Consider the following 18,850-nt stretch of genomic DNA (forward strand, 5'->3'; position numbering starts at 1 on the left):
AAAATATTCTATTTTCCCAAGGAGATTTTCGTTAAATTTATCGATATTGAGCGATATTTAGAGTGACTTTTAACGTGCCAACTGGTTTGGGGAGAATGAATGAAAACGCTGTCAGCATCCCCTGGCAAAATCCAGAAAAGCTTTTCCACGCAAAGACTTGAGCATATTTTATCTAGCCTTAATAAAAAATTAATATCTATACTTTAATCTTGGTTTCTAGGAAAGTCGCTATAGTCTTAAAACGATCATGGATGCCTAGTCTAGTATCATCCACGGGAACGAAATATCTGTACCTACATCCGTACTTGCAGGCATATTGTCACTTTAAATACAATTCTCCCTGGGGAAAGATGGCTAAATAAGATTGTCCACAGAAAATTTCATTGGGTTTTTGTTCGGGAAAAACATTATTCTCCTTATCGATTACTCCTCATATTTTTGTTGCGCTGATAAACGGATTAAAAAAGATGATGAATACCCAGTTTTCCAGTAATGCTCTCCCTACTCAATTTGACTTAAAAAATTTTTTTCAATCCGTTAAGCAACAGCACAGTGAAAAGTCTTTTATTGGCGTATTTTGTTTGACTTTCGATCGATTCCAGCGGGTGAACGAAAACCTGGGTCATGAGGTGGCAAATCGATTATTTGCCCAGGCCATAGAGCGCTTGCGGACTGCTGTTCAACAGTATGGTGAATTAGCACATCTCAATGGTTTTGAGTTTTCTGTCGTGCTTAATCCTCTCCCGAGTAAAAAGGCGATCGCCAATGTTGCCAAGAAAATTTTAGAGATATTTTCCCAAACCTTTTCCTTAGAACATGGCCAAGAAACCTTCGTTGGTATCAGTATTGGAATGGCAATCTATGGCCGCGATGGTTTGAATTTGGCGACCCTACTGAAAAACGCCCACACTGCGATGTTGCGCGCCCATGACCAGGGAGGGCACCAATCGATATTTTTCTCCATGGCCTTTAATATCGGGCGCTCGAACCACCTTTCTTTAGAAACAGAATTACGCAAGGCGATCGCCCAGAATGAACTAGAAGTAGTCTACCAACCCAAAATCAATATCCAAACAGGTCAGCTCACTGGTGCCGAAGCCCTATTACGTTGGTTTCATCCCGATCACGGTCTTATTTCTCCTGCTCGATTTATTCCTCTCGCCGAAGAAACAGGGTTAATCATTCCTATTGGTGAATTTGTAATCCAAGAAGCCTGTCGTCAACTGCGCCAATGGCAACTGACTGGACTGAAAAATTTCACCATGTCCATTAATCTTTCTGCCCGACAATTTGCCCAATTAGATTTACACCAACGCCTTAGTCAAATCATCATCGAACATCAACTTCAACCCCAAGACATCGAACTCGAACTCACTGAAAGTACCCTCGTCGGCTATGGAGATGGCTCCCTCCGTCGTCTCAAGGCCTTGAAAACCCTGGGTGTACAAATTTCCCTTGATGATTTTGGGACTGGCTACTCTGCCCTGAGCTACCTCCAGCATGCCTGTTTTGATAAGGTCAAAATCGACCGCTCTTTCATTCAGAAAATCCACAGCAACCCCGCGAATGCCGTGATTATTAGTGCCATTATCAGCATGGCCCATAAGCTCCAAATTAAAGTCGCCGCAGAAGGGGTAGAAAGCCAGGAAGAATTGGAATTTCTCAAACAATTTAACTGCGACGAAATCCAAGGGTTTGTCTTTAGTCGGCCAATCCACGCGGCCCAGTTTGAGCGATCGCCTTTTATGACCAATGCCTTTGAGCGTCTGGCCCCCGAAAAGCAAAATCAGTTCGCCCTAGCCGCCTAATCGTTCCCAGAAAAGACCTGAAAGTGGGGTAAACTTTTAAGCCAGTAAACCCAGACAATACAGGGAGACAATCTTGGGCATTGAACTGCGCAGCTATGTTTATCTCGATAGCCTGCAACCGCAACACGCATCCTACATTGGGACGGTCGCCCTTGGATTTCTCCCCCTACCAGGAGACTCATCCCTCTGGATTGAAGTGTCCCCAGGCATCGAAATTAACCGCATTACCGATGTGGCCCTCAAATCCACCTCCGTGCGCCCAGGGGTACAGTTTGTCGAACGTTTGTATGGGCTACTCGAAATTCACTCGCCCCGCCAAGGGGAAACCAAGGCCGCGGGCCAAGCAATCCTCGATTCCCTGGGGGTCACGGCTAAGGATTGTCTCAAACCAGAGGTGGTCTCTAGCCAAATTATTCGCAACATTGACGCCCACCAGGCCCAATTGGTAAACCGCAATCGACGGGGACAAATGTTGTTGGCGGGTCAAACCCTCTACGTGCTGGAAGTTCAACCCGCAGCCTATGCCGCCCTCGCAGCCAATGAGGCGGAAAAATATGCCCAAATTAATATTCTTCAGGTGACGGCCGTGGGGAGTTTTGGCCGGGTTTATCTTGGGGGTGAAGAGCGGGACATTATTGCGGGTTCCCAGGCCGCCCTGGCGGCGATCGCCTATGCCCCTGGCCGACCCCAAGCAACCCAGCGTCAAGAATAATTCTGAAACGAACCATGGCATCTCAACCGCTCACTATCCTCAAACAAGGCACCCTGGCCTGGCTCCAATGGCGGCAAGCTAACCCTTCAGTGATCCCTGACTTGAGTCACGGCAACCTGAGCCGACTTAACTTGCGGGGGATAGATCTCAGTCGCTGTAATCTGTCCCAATGTCTCCTTGACCACAGTCGTTTGATTGCCGCTAACCTCCAACAAGCCGATCTGAGTAGTGCCCAGGGGGAATCGCTGCACCTTCTGGATGCCAATTTGCAGTCTGTCAACGGCAGTAATGGCCACTTTGCCAATAGTAATTTTTCGGGGGCCGACCTCAGTTTTGCCAACTTGATCGGGGCGGACTTGCGTCAATGTTGTTTGCAGGGGGTCAATTTCTACCACACCAATTTGATCGGTGCCAATCTCCGCTACAGCAGTCTCCTGGGGGCAAACCTCAGCCAAGCCCAACTGCATCGCGCTAATTTAAGCGAAACAAACCTGAATGAAGTGAGTTTCAACGAAGCGGATCTCAGCCAAGCCAATTTATTTGAGGCGGAAGTCGGTCAGGGACAGCTTTATAAAGTTAAACTTATGGGCGCAGATTTGACCCAAGCCCACCTCCACCACAGCTATCTATTTGGGGCAAATCTCCAGGGGGCAACCCTCCGTAAAACCGATCTGCGCTGGAGTAATCTGGCCTATAGCAATCTGGTAGGGGCTGACTTAGATACGGTAAATCTTCGGGGAGCAGATCTGAGCCATAGTGATCTCACCGGGGCGTCTCTGGTGGGGGCAAATCTGCGGGGCTGTCTGCTCCGGGGGGCAAATCTCCAGGGTTGTAACTTAGAAAATGCCAACCTAGAAGGGGTTGCTTTGGGACGGGTCAATTTGCAGGGGGCAATCATGCCCGATGGTCAACGACGTTGTTAGATTCGGTGCTATGTCGCTGGGAAAGGCTGTGTAATTAAGACTTAAGCTAGGATTGATGTAGTCCCTGCGGAGTCGAGATCTATGTCTGAATTTGGCGATCGCCTTGGTGAAAATCGTCTGCGGCAATTACGTCTTTACCTCTATTTGGTGCCAATCCTCGGTTTTTTTCCGGCATTATGGCAGCTCTATGGATCTAAAGGCGATCGCCGTGAACAACAGATCAGTCGCCAGGCCATTATGCTAATGCTGAGCTGGCTAAGTCTCTACCTGGGGTTAGGCTGGGGGAGCGGGCATCTGGCAGGCATCGGAGGCTTTCGGGTGATGTATCTCAATGCCCTCTTGACGTCTGGATATTTTCTCGGTTGCTTTGTTTTGATGGTGCGTGTTTGGCAAAAATCCGCTAAAACAACCCCAACAAGCACTGACCCGGTGGCTGACAATTTCGAGGAGTATTTTCTCAAGTAAAACTCACCAAAAGTGGAACCTCTGGTTTAGCATAGCTATCAAAGTATTTCGTCCCGCAATTTTTAGTGTGGTCTTTCCGGTGTGAGGAAACCTGTGCCTGCAACAAAATCATCCCTAGCAAATCAACGTCTATCGGCCAAAGCAACCCAAAAACAAAAAAACGCTAAAGCGAACCTGTTTCAGAAGTCGCCTACGAAAAAACGGCGGCCCCTTTCAACCTGGCACTGGTTGATGATTTGGTGCGGTTTGACGGGCGTTTCGATTGTGTCTGCTACGGCGGGTGCTTTACTGGCGGTGTCTCTTTCCTCCACACCCCTCCGCCAAACCCCCATCGCCCCGGAAGAACTCAATGTCTTTTCCCAGGATGAGGCGATCGCCAAACAATCCCTCCGCTTACCAGAACTGACGCGCCCTGTAAATATCCTGCTGCTAGGGACAAAAGTGCTCACCTCTGAAGTGGACGACGGTACCAGTGAAGATCTCGGTTACCATGCCCTCGTCAATTCCTTTGAGGGGCTGGCCGATACCATGCTATTGCTGCGTTTTGACCCTGCTGACAAACAATTGTCAATCCTCTCTATTCCCCGGGATACCCAGGCTAATATCGAAGGTTACGGCCTCTCGAAAATTAACCATGCCAACGCCTACGGTGGTGCTGTCCTCACCGCCAAAACCGTAAGTGATCTCCTGGGTGGCGTCGAAATTGACCGCTACATCCGCGTCAATGTCCAGGGCATTGGCAAACTCATCGATGCCCTCGGTGGGGTCACTGTCTACGTCCCCAAGGACATGAAATACCAGGACGATAGCCAGCGCCTCTACATCAACCTCAAGGAAGGGGAACAGCACCTCAATGGCGACGAAGCCCTCCAATTTCTCCGGTTCCGCTACGACGAATATGGGGATATTGGTCGCGTCCAACGCCAACAAACGTTGATCCGTGCCGTTCTAGAGCAAGGCTTAACCCCCAGTACCTTGGTGAAATTTCCCCAGGTAATGTCGATTATTCAATCCCACATTGATACGAACATGAGCGTGCAAGAACTGATTGCCCTCGCTGGCTTTGGTTCTCAGATCGACCGCAGTAATATTCAGATGGTGATGCTCCCAGGGGAATTTAGTGGCGATGGCAGAAACGGCAGCACGAGCTATTGGTTACCCCACCGCAGCCGCATTAGTCGGGTCATGGCCCAGCATTTTGACTTGCAAACCGATTACGCGAGCAATTTAGATTTTCTCTCTCCTGGGAATGTTCGCATTGCAATCCAAGACAGTACCGGCAACCCCCAAGCGGTGCGATCGCTCCTTCAGCATTTAAATGAAACAGGTTATAGTCGGGTCAGTATCGCCCAGGACTGGTCAGAACCCTTGGAAAGCACACGCATCGTGGCCCAAAAAGGCGATGACCTCGCAGCTTCCGAAATTCGCGCGAACCTGGGTTTTGGGGAAGTGCGGGTAGAAAGTACCGGAGTATTAAATTCTGACATCACGATTCAACTCGGCCGAGATTGGCTTCCCCTCGCAAATAACCTTCCCGGTCAAACAACGGTCAATTAGAGGGATTCAACAATTTTGATTGTGGCGGCGGCTGTTGTTGCTTTTTGGCGGGCTTCAGCGGCATCTTTCCCCTTGGCGAGGGCGACCCCCATGCGACGATAGGGACGAGAATCAGGCTTGCCAAATAAACGGAGATCTGTGTCTGGAATAGCCAAGGCTTCCGCAACGCCTGTAAAGGTAATTTGATCGCTATTTTTCTCGGCTAAAATCACCGCACTAGCCGCCGGACTCAGCAGTTCAATCGTGGGAATCGGTAAGCCAAGGATCGCCCGGAGATGTAATTCAAACTCATTAAGATTCTGGGAGATGAGCGTCACCATGCCGGTGTCGTGGGGCCGGGGCGATAGTTCAGAGAAAATGACTTCATCTTTGGTGATAAAAAATTCCACGCCAAAAATGCCAGCGCCACCGAGTTTATCGGTGACTTTACGGGCAATGTCTTGGGCATCTTTTACTTGGGATTCTGTTAAACCCACGGGTTGCCAAGATTCTTGGTAATCGCCCCGTTCTTGACGATGGGCGATCGCCGGACAAAAGAGCGTTTCTCCTGCCCACTGGCGGATGGTTAACAGCGTAATCTCGACTTCAAAATCGATAAATTCTTCGATGATAATTTTGGCGGTGTCACCTCGAGCGCCCTCAATAGCGTAATTCCAAGCCGCTTCTAATTCGTCGGCGTTGTTCACCACGGATTGCCCTTTGCCCGAGGAGGACATCACGGGTTTGATCACGTTGGGAAAACCGATATCTTGGGCCACGGTTTTGAGTTCTTCGAGGTTGGTGGCGTAGGCGTATTTGGCGGTGCGTAAACCTAATTCTTCGCTGGCGAGATCCCGGATGCGATCGCGGTTCATGGTGAAGTTGGTGGCAGCGGCGGTGGGAATGACAGTGTAACCAGCTTGCTCAAGTTCAAGGAGCTTTTCGGTGCGAATCGCTTCCACTTCCGGCACGATCAGATCCGGTTGATGTTTTTTGATCACAGCTTCGAGGGCAGCCCCATCGAGCATCGAAATGACTTCCCGTTGATCGGCCACTTGCATCGCTGGGGCATTGTCATAGCGATCAACTGCAATCACGGTATTGCCTAAGCGTTGGGCGGCGATCGCCACTTCTTTCCCCAGTTCTCCAGAACCCAACAACATGATTTTTTTCGGTAATGCGATCGCCATTTTTTCACCTATTGCCAAGAACAAAACAGAGATATCATACCGTTTTTAGCCGTACACACGCCCCCGCCAAGCCTTGGGTTTTCTTCGGGCTGACAGGAAAATCCGCGCCACTGCAAAGGGATCGGCCAAGGGCGATAGCCAAAACAATAAAGCACTTTTTCCCTCGCTAAATTGGCGGTCGTAAGAACCGGAAATGGCCAACAGCATCCCAAAGCGCACCAGGAGCAAAAAGACATTTAAGCCTAACCAGCTAGACAAAAAGGGGTTGCTTAGACCTTCTTCGAGGCCCCCAAACAGCAGCATCGTTAAGGGAATCGGTAAGCCTTGCACCATCGTCAGCAGCCATAGTTGCCCCCAGAGTTCCGTCTGGGAAGTGGCATCCTTTAAATCAAGCGATCGCCCCCATTCGTCCCAGGTTTCGCGCATCCCTTCGTACATTCTGACTTTAATAATTTTCGCCCCATCGAGAAAACCAACCTTATAACCCGCCTTCGCAATATTTCTTGCCAGGGTCACATCATCACAAAACGATCCCGCCGCCGAACGGTAGCCCCCGACTTTTTCTAATACCTTACGCCGACAGAGGAAACATTGCCCGTTGGCCATCACACTGTCTTGATCCGGCTGGCGAATCCCCGCCACATCAAAGCGAAAGAGTAGGGTCATCAACAGGGCCGGTTGTAACCACCATTCCCCCGGCGATCGCAAAATAAACTGGGGCGACAAGGAAACCAAATCAAACCCTTCCTCCTCGGCGGCCTGCAACACACTGGCGATCATGCCCCGTTGCGGTTGGGTATCGGCATCCACTCCTAAAATCCACTCGCTGTCTGGCGAACTGTGCTCAAAGCCCCAATTCAACGCCCAGGGACGGCCCACCCAACCCTGGGGCAGCGGATCATCCGTTAATAACCGAAACCGAGGATCAGCCTTGGCTTGCGCTAAAACTTTTTCCCTGGTGCCATCGGTGGAATTACTATCAACGACGAGGATTTCTCGCACTTCATAGCTCTGCTGACTTAGTCCATCCAGGCAGGGTTGGATCCGTTCTGCTTCGTTGAGGCTCGGCACCACCACCGTCACCGCAGCCAAATTGTTCGAATGGGAGGGCTTCGGTGTCAAAGGCGATCGCCGCACGGCCCCCTTCATCAACCGCGCCAGGACAATCAAGGCCCCACTACCCTGAATGAGTAGCCCCAACAAGCAAACACCACCGATCCATACCGGGGAAAAATCCATAACTTAAGTAATTTCCAACTAAAAATAAACACAAAAAACCCCCAGTTTTGAATTATGGGGGCGATACGAAAAAGTAGTTAACGACCAGCACCCACTGGCATTTTTCCAGTCGTGGTATCTACTACCGGCATCGTCGTCGTTGATTGGCTCGCTTTGGGAATGCTGAAGTACAGCACGGTAATTGGTGCCAAGCCCAGCAGAATCCCCAACAGAATGGGGGGATAAATGCCGCCACCAATGCTCATCATCATCGCAAAACCGAAATTCAAGAGATACATCGCGAAGGGCAGCATCAATTGTTCCCGGGAAAGATTAAGCGGTTGCTTGCCCCAAAACAGGCTGGCAATGCCCATAAACACACAACCTGTCCCGAACCAACCGGAGAAATTTTCATAGGGCATCCCAAAAAATGGCCCCACTACTTCCCATTCCCAGAAAGGCACAGCGGTTTGGCTCATGCCCGGATCTAAAACAAAATCCCAAGAAGTGAGCAGTAAAGACCCAAGGGCGATCGCCGCCAGAAAATACACCCAACGGGGCAAATTATATTTTTGCAAACCCACCCGCGCGATCAGAAAACTACTAAAGCCCAGGTAGAACCAGGATAGAGGAATGGTAAAGGGAACTAACCCCGCAATCTTGTAGCCCAAACCGCTGGTGTAGTGATACGCCCCAAACGGAAATCCCGTACTGGTGCCCATTAGTTCCGCTGACACCGACACCGCCAGCGCTGGCACCAGAAAAGACAACAAATATTTCTTTCCCAACAGGCGATAAGCATAAACAGTGACGGCAGCCATCCCCAGGAGCATGTACATCACACCACCGTTGGCCATCGAGAGACGAAAAGCAACCTGGCCAAAATCTGGCAAGCTGGCAATGAAATTGGCATTTGGTAAAACAAGCAGTAAGCCCGCTAAACCAAAGGCCATGGCCAACCCATGACCCCACAATAGATATTCTTCTGGCTTGAGCCTAATTTTCATAACTGGCGCTGACCTCCTGGCGTCCCTGGGGCGCAAAATTGAACTGAGAAGCAATTGACACTCCCCATAGTTTACAAAAAATTGTAAATAAATCTGTAGATCGGTTACAAAACAACCTCCCATGTTGTTCGGTATTCGTAATACCCTTGGTTTGATTGCGTTTTTTAAAGGTGGGATCAAACCCTCCGGAGTATTGCTGGGCAAACTCCAACATGTTTACTTTCAGCGGGTGCAGGTTCATGAAACGGATTCTCGTAATTGATGATGATCCTATCTTGCAAAAGATTTTAGAAAACTTACTGACGCAAGCTGGGTATATCGTCGAGGTCGTTTTTTCTGGCAAGCAGGGACTCGATATTTGGCTTGAGTTTCAACCAGATTTAATCGTTTCTGATGTTTGCATGCCGGAAATGGATGGCTTTGAATTCTGCCGGTATATTCGTTCCCAACCGACAGGGCAGTTAATTCCATTCTTATTTTTGTCGAGTCAGACGGATTTAGAGGCCCGCATTGAGGGGCATTTTTCGGGGGCGGACGACTACATCGCCAAACCTTTTGAAATGAAAGAGTTGTTGGCCAAAATTGAGCGTCAACTAGCCAGGTCAGAGGAAATCCAAGCAGAAATGCAACGACTCGCTGCCCAGGCTAACATTGAACAGATGAAGCAAGCCCCAGAGCCACTCCCGCTAACCCCCGCTGAGATGCGTGTTTTTGGGGAGGCCGTCCAGGGTTGGACAAATAAGCAAATTAGTGAGCATCTCTATGTGAGTCCACGCACGGTACAGACCCACCTCAGTAGTATCTTGAGTAAGTTAGGGCTTGAGAATCGGTCTCAATTGGTACGGTTTGCCTACGAAAATGGCTATGAAAAACCAGTGGATACCTCCTCGACGCAAGACTAAGAGCTGACTTATAAAGCCCCCAGCCCCCAGTCTGGGGGAGATTTTCGGTCAATCAATTGGGATCAGAGTCCCCCATTTTGCCGGAGCTTTAGTGAGGAGCTTTAGTGAGGAGATTTAGGGGGCAAACCAAGAAATTCATTTACTTTACAAATAGCCTCTAAAAGTCAGGCAGTTTACAGTGTTGTGAACAAGATTCTTAAGCAAGAGTCAATATTTCCTACTGTGTCCTGTGATAGTCTGGTTTGATGGTGATTTCCGTCTAACTGGGTAGAGCCTTATCGCTCTGCTTGACTCAATAGTGATTTTGACGGCGATCGCCTACGCACTACATCCATCACAACATTTTTGACGCAACACATTGGGGAGACACAATTTACATGGAGGCAACCAGCGATTTACTGCAAGAATTTTCGGCATTATCGGCGAAAAAGCAGCTCGAAAAAATCCCCCAACTGATTGATCAAGGGGATGCTGGTTTTGCTTGCTTGAGAGAATTTTTGCTGGCGCAAGAGGGCCAGGCGGCGACCCCTGTCATGGGGAGAATTTGCCAAGTGCTCACCCAGAATCAAACCGCCGAAAATTTACTGTTTATGCAGCAAGAATTTCCGGAGGGGGTCGTTGAACTCAAGTCAGCGCGAGATATTGACTACCAAATCATTCAAGACAAATTGATCGAAGAGGAGTTTCTGGAGGCGGATATTCTAACCCTCCAGAAAATGTGTGAGCTCGCTGGGGAATCCGCCGTCAAGCGTAAGTGGCTCTATTTCACGGAAGTGGAACGGTTTCCAGACGAGGATCTGCTCACCCTCGATCAGCTATGGCAGGTTTATTCTGGGGGTAAATTTGGCTTCTCGGTACAGCGCAAATTATGGAATTCCCTCGGTAAGGACTTTAATGCCCTCTGGGAAAAAATCGCCTGGCGAGATGGGCGGATTTGGGCACGCTATCCCAAAGCATTTATCTGGAATCTAGATGCGCCGAGGGGACATCTGCCCACCTCTAACCAGTTGCGGGGTGCGAAAACAATCCTCGCGCTGTTCCAACATCCGGTGTGGACAAAGGAAAAGGACTAGGATTTTACGGAACCTGCTAAAATTCCCCGCACAAAGTAACGTTGTAGGCTGAAGAACACACCGAGGGGAACGATCATCGAGATAAAAGCCCCAGCGGTGAGCAGGTGCCAATCTTGACCCCGTGACCCGACTAAATTACTCAGTTGGATTGTGACGGGGGCGACATCATTGGTGGTGCCTAAATAAACGAGGGCGATGAGCAAATCATTCCAAACCCAGAGAAATTGGAAGACGGCAAAGGAGGCGATCGCCGGCATGGAGAGGGGGACGATTAGTTTCGTAAAAATCTTCAGGTGGGACGCCCCATCCACCGCCGCCGCTTCGATTAAATCCCGTGGCAACTCACCAATATAGTTACGCAACAGGTAAATCCCCAGGGGCAAGCCATACCCCGCATGGGCAAGCCACACCCCCAGAAAACTATTGGATAAACCCAAATCTCGATAAGCCCGCAAAATGGGAATCAGGGTCGTTTGCAGCGGCACCACCAACAGACAAACCACCACGATAAACAAAAATTGTCGCCCCGGAAATTCCATCCATGCAAAGGCATAGGCGGCAAAACAGGCGATCGCAATGGGAATCACGGTCGCGGGAATGGCGATCGTCAAACTATTAAAAAAAGCCTGGCCCATGCCCTCCGATTGCAGTACATCCACATAATTGCCGATGTGATATTGGGTCAGTTCAAAGGGATGCTGAAAAATTGTCCACCAGCCCGTCGCCAACATCGCATCCCGCCGCCGAAAAGAGCTAATCAATAACCCCGCCGATGGCAATGTCCAAATAAAAGCGATCGCCAATAACGAAATATGAATTGGTGTTTTTTGCCAAAATTGAGTCTGCTTTTGCTGTGCCATCAGCGTAACTTCTCCTGTGTTCTAAACCGTCGGATATTACTGATCATTACTGGGATAATTAAAATTAAAAGCACGATGGCGATCGCACTACCGCGCCCAAAATTTCGATAATTAAACATCTCTTTAATCATGCGACTGGCGATCACTTCCGTACCATAATTTCCTCCTGTCATCACAAAGACAATATCGAATACTTTTAAGACCAAAATAATAATCGTGGTACTGACGACAAGGATTGTTGAGCGGATCATCGGGATCGTAATTCGCCAAAAAATTTGCCAGCTATTTGCCCCGTCAATCCGCGCCGCCTCGATGACTTCTTCGGGAATCCCTTTCACCGCCGAAGATAAAATCACCATCGCAAAGCCTGTATAAAGCCAAATCATGATTGCAATTAGGGCAAAATTATTTACCGATTGCTCCACAACCCAGCCCACAGGTTCAAAGCCAAAATTCACCAGCAGTGCATTTAAAACCCCAATCTGATCATCGCCAGCGGGTTTGTAGGCGTACATAAATTTCCAGATGACACTCGCCCCCACAAAGGAGATTGCCATCGGCAAGAAAATCAGGGATTTAATAATTGGTTCATAGCGCACTTTATCGACTAAAACGGCAATAATTAACCCTAAACTGACGCTGATTCCCGTGACCAAGACAAGCCAGAGTAAATTGTTTTTAAAGGCAATTAACATTGCCCGATCCGTGAAGGCAAAAATATAGTTTTTGAGTCCGACAAAGTTTTGCGATCGCCCATCTAAAAAGCTTAGATAAAAAGTTTGCACCGTCGGCAAAATCAAATAAGCAGACAGCAACAATAATGCCGGAGAAATATAAACCCATGGCAACAACCGCTGATTCCAGGGTTTCGGCAGGGCATTAATCGCAAGATTGGCTAAATAAAATAGCCCAATCACACCGCCACAACCGATGGCGATCGCCAAGACGACGTTCAACAGACGCGTCCAAAATTCCATCATGACCTCCATGAAATACTTATAGTCCTGGTTAAAGAAGGATTTAGGGGAATCGAAGTCCCCCTTTGAAGGGGGATTTAGGGGGATGTCACTCCGGCCAGCTATTTTCAATATTGGTTAAAACCGTTTCCGCATCTGCGCCGCCGACATAGTCCACCATGCCCGACCAGAACGTGCCTGTTCCCACCGCACCGGGCATCATGTCCGACGCATCAAAGCGGATCACATCCGCATTATTCAAAATCTCTGCTTGTTTTCGGCTCAAATCCGTGGGATACAGGGCTAAATCAATGCCTTGTCGCGGCGAAAGATATCCCCCCAAGCCAGCGGCGACCTCGTGGGGCGTTTTACTGGCGAGGTATTCCATTAATTGTCGCGCTTCCGGGGTGTCATTAAACATCGCAAACACATCCCCAGCCACCAAAATTGGTAAGCCTTGATCGGGATTAATCTGCGGGAGGGGGAATACATCGACATCTTCATCAAGATTAATATCCGTCGGTAAAAATGCCTCAATAAAGTTCCCCTGCTTGTGTAGGTAGCAGTTGGGATCTTCGCCAAACAATCCCTGAATTGAATCCCCAAAAGGCGTACTCAAGGCACTCACTACGCCACCATAAACATAATCCTCGTTGCGGACAATGTCGCCGAAAATGTTAACTGCATTTTCTACCGCCGGATCGTTAAAGGGGATTTCGTGGCTAATCCACTGGTCATAGACATTGGGGCCGGCGGTGCGCAGCATAATTTCTTCAACCCAATCAGTGCCGACCCAACCTGTAGCATCACCACTTTCCATGCCAATACACCAGGGGGTTTTGCCTTCAGATACAAGGCGATCGCTCAAGGCCAGCATTTCATCCCAAGTGGTAGGAATTTCGTAACCATTCGCCGTAAATTGCTGCGGGTTGTACCACACTAAACTTTTGACCGAAGCCCGATACCACACCCCATAGGGCACATTATTTACACTGCCAAGCTGAATCCACGATTCGTCGTAAGCTGCTTGCAAATCCTCAAGACTCATGAATTCTGTCAGGGGAACCAGCATACCTTCCCGCGCAAAATCTGCCATTAGTCCTGGTTGGGGAAACATCGCTAAATCAGGCGGATTACCAGAATCAACCCGAATCGGGAGGGTCGTCGCAAAGGTATCTGTACCTTCGTAAACCACTTCGATGCCTGTTTCTTCAGTAAAAGGAGCGAGGGCAGCCTCAATTTTTTCCTGTTGCTCCCCAATCATCACCCCGAAAACAGTGACTTGTTTAGTATCACTCGCTGTGCCGTCTCCAGAAGTTGTTTGTTCGCCAACACAACCTGTTAAAACGAGTGCGGAACTAAGTGCGAAGGAAGTAAGCTTAAGTGGAGATCTTTTTTGTAAAAAAAACATTCATAAAGGTTGAATTCAACAAATTAGTTAAAAGAGAAATTGTGATTTGAATTGGGTTTAAACTATCTAAAATAACAGATGGTTCTATGCAATAACTGTTTCCATTTCGCGATCAAAAAGATACAGACGTTGGACATTCCACAACACATCAAGGGTTTCTCCCTGTTTAACCGTAGCACGGGGGTCAAATCGCGCCACAAACTCTTCTTGTTCAGCCGTTGTGAGGTAAACAATAAGTTCATTGCCCATCATTTCAATCATATTGATTGTCGCTTGCACAGGCATAGTGGGGATATCAGGGGGCAAATATTGAGGATGGTAAATATCTTCGGGACGAATCCCTAAGGTGATCGGCCGATCCTTAAAGGTCACGCCACCATCAACGATAAATTGCGGTAAATATTTTTGAATTGAAATTAAATTCTGACCCAATTTTAGACAGGGTTCTTCTTCATTGGTCGTTTGCTCTACGTCAAAGAAATTCATCGCGGGACTACCGATAAATCCGGCGACAAACAAATTATTGGGATTGTTATAGAGATTGCCGGGACTATCGACCTGCTGCAAAATGCCATCCTTCATCACGGCAATGCGATCGCCCATGGTCATCGCTTCCACTTGATCGTGGGTGACGTAAATAAAGGTGGTATTAAGATCTTGGTGGAGTTTGCTAATTTCTTTGCGGGCTTGAACGCGCAATTTAGCATCGAGGTTTGAGAGGGGTTCATCCATCAAAAAGACGGCGGGTTTGCGAACAATTGCCCGCCCCACTGCGACCCGTTGCCGCTGTCCGCCTGAAAGCTCCTTGGGTTTGCGTTGTAATAATCTTGCGATCCCTAATTGGGCGGCAGCACTCTGGACACGCTTGTTGATCTCGGTTTTATCAACTCCCTGCAATTGCAGACTGAACGCCATATTTTCATAGACGCTCATGTGAGGATAGAGGGCATAGGATTGAAACACCATCGCAATGTCACGATCTTTGGGGGAGAGGTGATTCACGCGGCGATCACCAATGCAAATTTGCCCGTCTGTAATGGACTCTAGCCCGGCCAATAACCGGAGAGACGTGGTTTTCCCGCAGCCAGATGGCCCGACAAATACTAAGAATTCACCATCTTCGATGGCAAGGTTGAGGTTGTTGACGGCGACAAAATCATCAAATCGCTTCGTCACTTGCTCGAACGTTACGCTAGCCATAGAAAGTTTTGGATTGACAACAATTATTCCCCATTAAAGCGAATAATCCTCAAATTTCCCAAAACTAAAACCCCCTCATTGGGGCTGTTCGGCTTGCAATTGTCCCATAAACCACTGAGCTACTTGGGCATTACCGTCTAAGGCAACACGCTCTAGGGCTTCTTCTAACAATGCTTTCGGCAAATTCTTTAAAACCTGAGATGTTTCAACGGATTCATAGCGTCCAGACTCATTTAAAACTAAGAGAAAAAACCGTTGGGCTTGGACATCAATTACCCAATATTCGGGGATGCCTAAAGCGGCATAGATTTCTTTTTTACGGTCTAAATCATGGAAAATTGTCGTGTCAGAAATTTCACCGACTAAATCAGGGACGCGCCATTCATCGAGGTTTAAATAACGGCGATCGCCTTGTTTCCAAACGGGATGATTGTTCCCAAGATACAAAACTAAATCAGGTGCAGCCGCAATTTTTTGTGAGCTTTTTTCTAATTGACAACCGCCCATTAAATGTCCTGTATTTTCTGGCTTAAATGCAAACCAAAAGCCAATGAGTAGCGTAAATAAATTATTAACTGAAGCGTGATTAATTCCTTCTGCATCCATTTCAAGTAATAGTGAATTTTGATAAAAATAGAGTTTTTGTTTATTGAGATCATCCGTCGGTAAATCCCGTTGTTGTTGGTACGCTTCCCACTGGGCTGGAACCCAAGGGGCGATCGCCTCTTTCCGGCGTGCATTCTTCATTGAAGCAACCATCGGTCATTCTCCAGATCATTTAGTCCCATTGTAAGATCTGATTTTGTGTCCTCCCCTTACACTGATGGGAGGTAAATTTGATTAAATTAGCAAAAATGAGCGCAGATTTTCGCATTGAAAAAGATTCCATGGGCGATCGCCAAATCCCCCACGATGCCTACTATGGCATCCAAACCCTCCGGGCAACGGAAAATTTCCCCATTAGCGGCCTAAAGCCTCTTCCCACCTATGTCGATGCTTGTGTGCTGATCAAAAAAGCCACAGCACTGACTAATAGCGAATTGGGTTGTATCCCCGAAAATTTGGCGACGGCGATTGTCCAAGCCTGTGATGAAGTGCTCAAAGGCAATCTGCGTGATCAATTTGTGGTTGATGTTTACCAAGCCGGGGCTGGCACTTCCCACCACATGAATATTAATGAAGTGTTGGCGAACCGTGCCCTCGAACTCCTCGGCGGCGAAAAGGGCGATTACCAAACCGTCAGCCCCAATGACCATGTGAACTATGGCCAATCCACCAACGATGTAATTCCTACAGCAATCCGCATCGGTGCTTTACTCGCCCTCGAACATTGTTTATATCCGGCTCTCTCTGGGGCGATCGCCACCCTTGATAACAAAGCCGAAGAATTCGCCCACATCGTCAAATCTGGCCGTACCCATATGCAGGACGCGGTTCCCGTGCGTTTAGGGGAAGGATTCCGTGCTTGGGCAGAAATTCTCACCGCCCACATGGGACGCATCGAAACTGCTGCAAAGGATCTAACCGTTTTAGGGTTAGGCGGGAGTGCTTCTGGCACAGGTTTAAACACCCATCCCCAGTACCGTTTCCGCGTCGCCGAAATTTTAAGTGAGCTGATCGGGCAACCCTTAACTTCTGCGTCGCACCTAATGGCAGCCATGCAAAGTATGTCGCCTTTTGTGAATGTGTCTGGCTCCCTGCGTAACCTCGCCCAGGATCTGGTGAAAATTTCCCATGATTTGCGCCTGATGGATTCTGGCCCCAACACTGGTTTTAAGGAAATTCAGTTACCGCCCGTCCAACCCGGTTCCTCGATTATGCCCGGTAAATATAACCCCGTCATGGCAGAAATGACCTCGATGGTCTGCTTTCAGGTGATGGGCTACGACACGGCGATCGCCTTTGCGGCCCAGGCTGGTCAACTAGAGCTGAACGTGATGATGCCCCTAATTGCCTATGATCTGATCCACAGCATCGAAATTCTTGGCAACACGATCAAAGCTCTCAGCGAAAAATGTTTGGCTGGGATTACCGCCAATGAACAACGCTGCCACAATTATGCAGAAAGTAGTCTTTCCCTTGTCACGGCCCTGAATACCCATATCGGTTATCTCAACGCCGCCGATGTCGCCAAGGAATCCCTGCAAACGGGCAAAACCCTCCGGCAAATTGTCCTTGAGCGAGGCTTAATGGATCAAGCAACCCTTGCCCAAGTCCTCGACCTCGAAAAAATGAGTCAATTACCCGGCAATTAATCGGACAGAAAAAAGGCGATCGCTGAAATCTTCATAAAACAGTTCGGGTTAAGCCGAAGGGTAAGTAAATTAGTTTAGTTTGGACACTGCTAGCTTACCCTACCCCTCTTCCCTTATCTCGAACCCACATTAGAAAGCATTGTGGCGATCGCCCAGCGAATCTTGAGATCTATCAATCAGTTTGCCGTGCCTGTGGGAAACTCCTTTTGGTATGGCAGTCTCAGCATTGGCGTGGCGGCGCGCTTAGCCGATATGGATAACTTTGAAGCCCTGATTAAAATGGCAGATCAGAGCCTTTACCTCGCTAAACAGTCTGGCCGAAACTGTGTTAAAACAATCTTCGACCAGCGCAAAACCAGATCTCAGACCGTGAAAACCCGGGGGGCCTTACCGAACAGTAACGGACAACAATCCTAACCGCTCACGGAAAACGTATCAGTTTCACCGTACCAACCCGCTAAAGTCTGTCCAGAAGCGATGGTGTAAGGAATTGGACAACCTTCTACGGCTTCCCGTTCCGCAAAGGGACTTTCGTCAATGAGGCTATAGTCTGGCTTCACATAGGCATGTTTCGCTTCGTCGTAGGCGAGGACTTCCCCGTTTTCGATGTTATAAATCCAGCCATAGATTTTTAGTTTGCCCTGGTGGAGACGCGATCGCACCACGGGATAAGTTTTGAGATTATCAATCTGGACAAGAACATTTTCCGCGACGAGGGTTTCGACCAGTTCTTCCCCTTCGCAGTGGGGGTAAGTATCCCGGACGAGGCGACGGGTGGCTTCGGCGTGTTTGAGCCAATCGTAAACCAGAGGCATATCCGCTTGGAGTTTATTTAATTTCAACAATCCCTTCATCGCGCCACAGTGGGAATGGCCACAAACAATAATTTGCCGAATATCGAGACCTTGGAGGGCGTATTCTAAAGTGCCCCCTTCGCCACCATTGGCCGCACCATAGGGGGGAATAATATTGCCAGCATTACGGATGACAAAAATTTCGCCAATATCTGTTTGGGTAATCAGCGCCGGATCAACGCGAGAATCGGAACAGCAAATGAAAAGAACGCGGGGCTTTTGGCCGTGGGAGAGTTGTTCAAAAAGATCCTGGTGGCTCGCAACATAGCTTTGCTTAAATTTGTCCAGGCCGCGAATAAGTTTTTTCACTGTGCGATCGTCCGATGTCAAAACGAGGTGACTACTGAGGGATCATAGTAAACCAAAACAATCCATTTAGATAAATGAGGATGGCACATATTTTTCATAAGGTAGACCAATCACCTAAGGAGATTTTTGGCGATCGCCGCCTTGATAATCCCGTTAATTTCTCCCCTAGAT

19 protein-coding genes are annotated in these 18,850 nt (G+C 48.5%); 9 read left to right on the forward strand and 10 right to left on the reverse strand.

What is annotated here, in order from left to right; genetic code table 11:
* Positions 1-467: 467 nt before the first annotated feature.
* The 5 genes from AWQ21_RS08510 to AWQ21_RS08530 all read left to right on the forward strand — a co-directional run bounded on the left by AWQ21_RS08510 (position 468) and on the right by AWQ21_RS08530 (position 5,465).
* Positions 468-1,808 (forward strand): bifunctional diguanylate cyclase/phosphodiesterase, encoded by a 1,341-nt coding sequence (locus AWQ21_RS08510; protein WP_083997992.1) that lies wholly within the window; start codon positions 468-470, stop codon positions 1,806-1,808.
* Positions 1,809-1,881: 73 nt separating this feature from the next.
* Positions 1,882-2,520, forward strand: a complete 639-nt coding sequence (locus AWQ21_RS08515) for a hypothetical protein (RefSeq protein ID WP_065714171.1) — start codon at positions 1,882-1,884, stop codon at positions 2,518-2,520.
* Positions 2,521-2,534: 14 nt separating this feature from the next.
* Complete coding sequence (locus AWQ21_RS08520; RefSeq protein WP_065714172.1) at positions 2,535-3,443, forward strand: pentapeptide repeat-containing protein; 909 nt, start codon at positions 2,535-2,537, stop codon at positions 3,441-3,443.
* An 81-nt stretch (positions 3,444-3,524) separates the two neighbouring features.
* Positions 3,525-3,908 carry a hypothetical protein gene (locus tag AWQ21_RS08525; RefSeq protein WP_065714173.1) on the forward strand — a complete coding sequence of 128 codons (384 nt, stop codon included), beginning with the start codon at positions 3,525-3,527 and terminating at the stop codon, positions 3,906-3,908.
* 93 nt (positions 3,909-4,001) lie between these two features.
* The gene (locus tag AWQ21_RS08530; RefSeq protein ID WP_065714174.1) at positions 4,002-5,465 is read left to right on the forward strand and encodes an LCP family protein; all 1,464 of its coding nucleotides are present in this window, start codon (positions 4,002-4,004) and stop codon (positions 5,463-5,465) included.
* Here the strand turns inward: AWQ21_RS08530 and purT are convergent.
* The 4 genes from purT to AWQ21_RS16510 all read right to left on the reverse strand — a co-directional run bounded on the left by purT (position 5,462) and on the right by AWQ21_RS16510 (position 9,100).
* Positions 5,462-6,634, reverse strand: coding sequence for a formate-dependent phosphoribosylglycinamide formyltransferase (gene purT / locus AWQ21_RS08535; RefSeq protein ID WP_065714175.1), 1,173 nt, complete (start codon positions 6,632-6,634; stop codon positions 5,462-5,464). The two genes, AWQ21_RS08530 and purT, sit on opposite strands and share 4 nt — an antisense overlap.
* 45 nt (positions 6,635-6,679) lie before the next feature.
* Complete coding sequence (gene cruG / locus AWQ21_RS08540; protein WP_065714176.1) at positions 6,680-7,873, reverse strand: 2'-O-glycosyltransferase CruG; 1,194 nt, start codon at positions 7,871-7,873, stop codon at positions 6,680-6,682.
* Between the two features lie 77 nt (positions 7,874-7,950).
* On the reverse strand, positions 7,951-8,859 hold the full coding sequence (gene cruF, locus AWQ21_RS08545) for a gamma-carotene 1'-hydroxylase CruF (RefSeq protein ID WP_065714177.1): 909 nt from the start codon (positions 8,857-8,859) through the stop codon (positions 7,951-7,953).
* Positions 8,849-9,100: a hypothetical protein gene (locus tag AWQ21_RS16510; protein WP_065714178.1), complete on the reverse strand. Its 252-nt coding sequence runs from the start codon at positions 9,098-9,100 to the stop codon at positions 8,849-8,851. The genes cruF and AWQ21_RS16510 overlap by 11 nt, the downstream gene beginning before the upstream one ends.
* Between AWQ21_RS16510 and AWQ21_RS08555 the strand changes: the two genes are divergently transcribed.
* Positions 9,099-9,761 (forward strand): response regulator transcription factor, encoded by a 663-nt coding sequence (locus AWQ21_RS08555; RefSeq protein ID WP_065714179.1) that lies wholly within the window; start codon positions 9,099-9,101, stop codon positions 9,759-9,761. The genes AWQ21_RS16510 and AWQ21_RS08555 overlap by 2 nt on opposite strands.
* A gap of 377 nt (positions 9,762-10,138) precedes the next feature.
* Positions 10,139-10,834, forward strand: a complete 696-nt coding sequence (locus AWQ21_RS08560; protein ID WP_065714180.1) for a GUN4 domain-containing protein — start codon at positions 10,139-10,141, stop codon at positions 10,832-10,834.
* On the opposite strand, the gene AWQ21_RS08565 is transcribed toward AWQ21_RS08560, so the two are convergent.
* From AWQ21_RS08565 to AWQ21_RS08585, 5 genes are all read right to left on the reverse strand, one after another.
* The gene (locus AWQ21_RS08565; protein ID WP_065714181.1) at positions 10,831-11,694 is read right to left on the reverse strand and encodes a carbohydrate ABC transporter permease; all 864 of its coding nucleotides are present in this window, start codon (positions 11,692-11,694) and stop codon (positions 10,831-10,833) included. The two genes, AWQ21_RS08560 and AWQ21_RS08565, sit on opposite strands and share 4 nt — an antisense overlap.
* Positions 11,694-12,674 (reverse strand): carbohydrate ABC transporter permease, encoded by a 981-nt coding sequence (locus AWQ21_RS08570; protein ID WP_232314930.1) that lies wholly within the window; start codon positions 12,672-12,674, stop codon positions 11,694-11,696. Before AWQ21_RS08570 ends, AWQ21_RS08565 begins: the two co-directional genes overlap by 1 nt.
* Before the next feature lie 85 nt (positions 12,675-12,759).
* Positions 12,760-13,914, reverse strand: a complete 1,155-nt coding sequence (locus tag AWQ21_RS08575) for an ABC transporter substrate-binding protein (protein ID WP_232314931.1) — start codon at positions 13,912-13,914, stop codon at positions 12,760-12,762.
* A gap of 231 nt (positions 13,915-14,145) precedes the next feature.
* A complete protein-coding gene (locus tag AWQ21_RS08580; RefSeq protein WP_065714184.1) occupies positions 14,146-15,261 on the reverse strand; it encodes an ABC transporter ATP-binding protein in 1,116 nt (371 codons plus the stop codon).
* 75 nt (positions 15,262-15,336) lie between these two features.
* Positions 15,337-16,020 (reverse strand): Uma2 family endonuclease, encoded by a 684-nt coding sequence (locus tag AWQ21_RS08585; RefSeq protein ID WP_065714185.1) that lies wholly within the window; start codon positions 16,018-16,020, stop codon positions 15,337-15,339.
* Positions 16,021-16,115: 95 nt separating this feature from the next.
* On the opposite strand from AWQ21_RS08585, the gene AWQ21_RS08590 reads away from it, so the two are divergent.
* Together AWQ21_RS08590 and AWQ21_RS08595 are read left to right on the forward strand one after the other, a co-directional pair.
* The gene (locus AWQ21_RS08590; RefSeq protein ID WP_065714186.1) at positions 16,116-17,516 is read left to right on the forward strand and encodes an aspartate ammonia-lyase; all 1,401 of its coding nucleotides are present in this window, start codon (positions 16,116-16,118) and stop codon (positions 17,514-17,516) included.
* Between the two features lie 138 nt (positions 17,517-17,654).
* Positions 17,655-17,933 carry a diguanylate cyclase gene (locus tag AWQ21_RS08595; RefSeq protein ID WP_083997994.1) on the forward strand — a complete coding sequence of 93 codons (279 nt, stop codon included), beginning with the start codon at positions 17,655-17,657 and terminating at the stop codon, positions 17,931-17,933.
* Here AWQ21_RS08595 and AWQ21_RS08600 read toward each other — a convergent pair.
* Positions 17,930-18,679 (reverse strand): carbonic anhydrase, encoded by a 750-nt coding sequence (locus tag AWQ21_RS08600; RefSeq protein WP_065714188.1) that lies wholly within the window; start codon positions 18,677-18,679, stop codon positions 17,930-17,932. The two genes, AWQ21_RS08595 and AWQ21_RS08600, sit on opposite strands and share 4 nt — an antisense overlap.
* Positions 18,680-18,850: the final 171 nt, after the last annotated feature.

The sequence above is a fragment of the Picosynechococcus sp. PCC 7003 genome, assembly GCF_001693255.1.
Taxonomy (GTDB): Bacteria; Cyanobacteriota; Cyanobacteriia; order Cyanobacteriales; family MRBY01; genus MRBY01.

Coding starts and splice junctions, on each gene's coding strand:
- AWQ21_RS08510 (WP_083997992.1), top strand. CDS start 468: ATGATGAATACCCAGTTTTCCAGTAATGCTCTCCCTACTCAATTTGAC.
- AWQ21_RS08520 (WP_065714172.1), top strand. CDS start 2,535: ATGGCATCTCAACCGCTCACTATCCTCAAACAAGGCACCCTGGCCTGG.
- AWQ21_RS08525 (WP_065714173.1), top strand. CDS start 3,525: ATGTCTGAATTTGGCGATCGCCTTGGTGAAAATCGTCTGCGGCAATTA.
- purT (WP_065714175.1), bottom strand. CDS start 6,634: ATGGCGATCGCATTACCGAAAAAAATCATGTTGTTGGGTTCTGGAGAA.
- cruG (WP_065714176.1), bottom strand. CDS start 7,873: ATGGATTTTTCCCCGGTATGGATCGGTGGTGTTTGCTTGTTGGGGCTA.
- cruF (WP_065714177.1), bottom strand. CDS start 8,859: ATGAAAATTAGGCTCAAGCCAGAAGAATATCTATTGTGGGGTCATGGG.
- AWQ21_RS08555 (WP_065714179.1), top strand. CDS start 9,099: ATGAAACGGATTCTCGTAATTGATGATGATCCTATCTTGCAAAAGATT.
- AWQ21_RS16510 (WP_065714178.1), bottom strand. CDS start 9,100: ATGAACCTGCACCCGCTGAAAGTAAACATGTTGGAGTTTGCCCAGCAA.
- AWQ21_RS08560 (WP_065714180.1), top strand. CDS start 10,139: ATGGAGGCAACCAGCGATTTACTGCAAGAATTTTCGGCATTATCGGCG.
- AWQ21_RS08565 (WP_065714181.1), bottom strand. CDS start 11,694: ATGGCACAGCAAAAGCAGACTCAATTTTGGCAAAAAACACCAATTCAT.
- AWQ21_RS08570 (WP_232314930.1), bottom strand. CDS start 12,674: ATGATGGAATTTTGGACGCGTCTGTTGAACGTCGTCTTGGCGATCGCC.
- AWQ21_RS08575 (WP_232314931.1), bottom strand. CDS start 13,914: ATGATTGGGGAGCAACAGGAAAAAATTGAGGCTGCCCTCGCTCCTTTT.
- AWQ21_RS08580 (WP_065714184.1), bottom strand. CDS start 15,261: ATGGCTAGCGTAACGTTCGAGCAAGTGACGAAGCGATTTGATGATTTT.
- AWQ21_RS08585 (WP_065714185.1), bottom strand. CDS start 16,020: ATGGTTGCTTCAATGAAGAATGCACGCCGGAAAGAGGCGATCGCCCCT.
- AWQ21_RS08590 (WP_065714186.1), top strand. CDS start 16,116: ATGAGCGCAGATTTTCGCATTGAAAAAGATTCCATGGGCGATCGCCAA.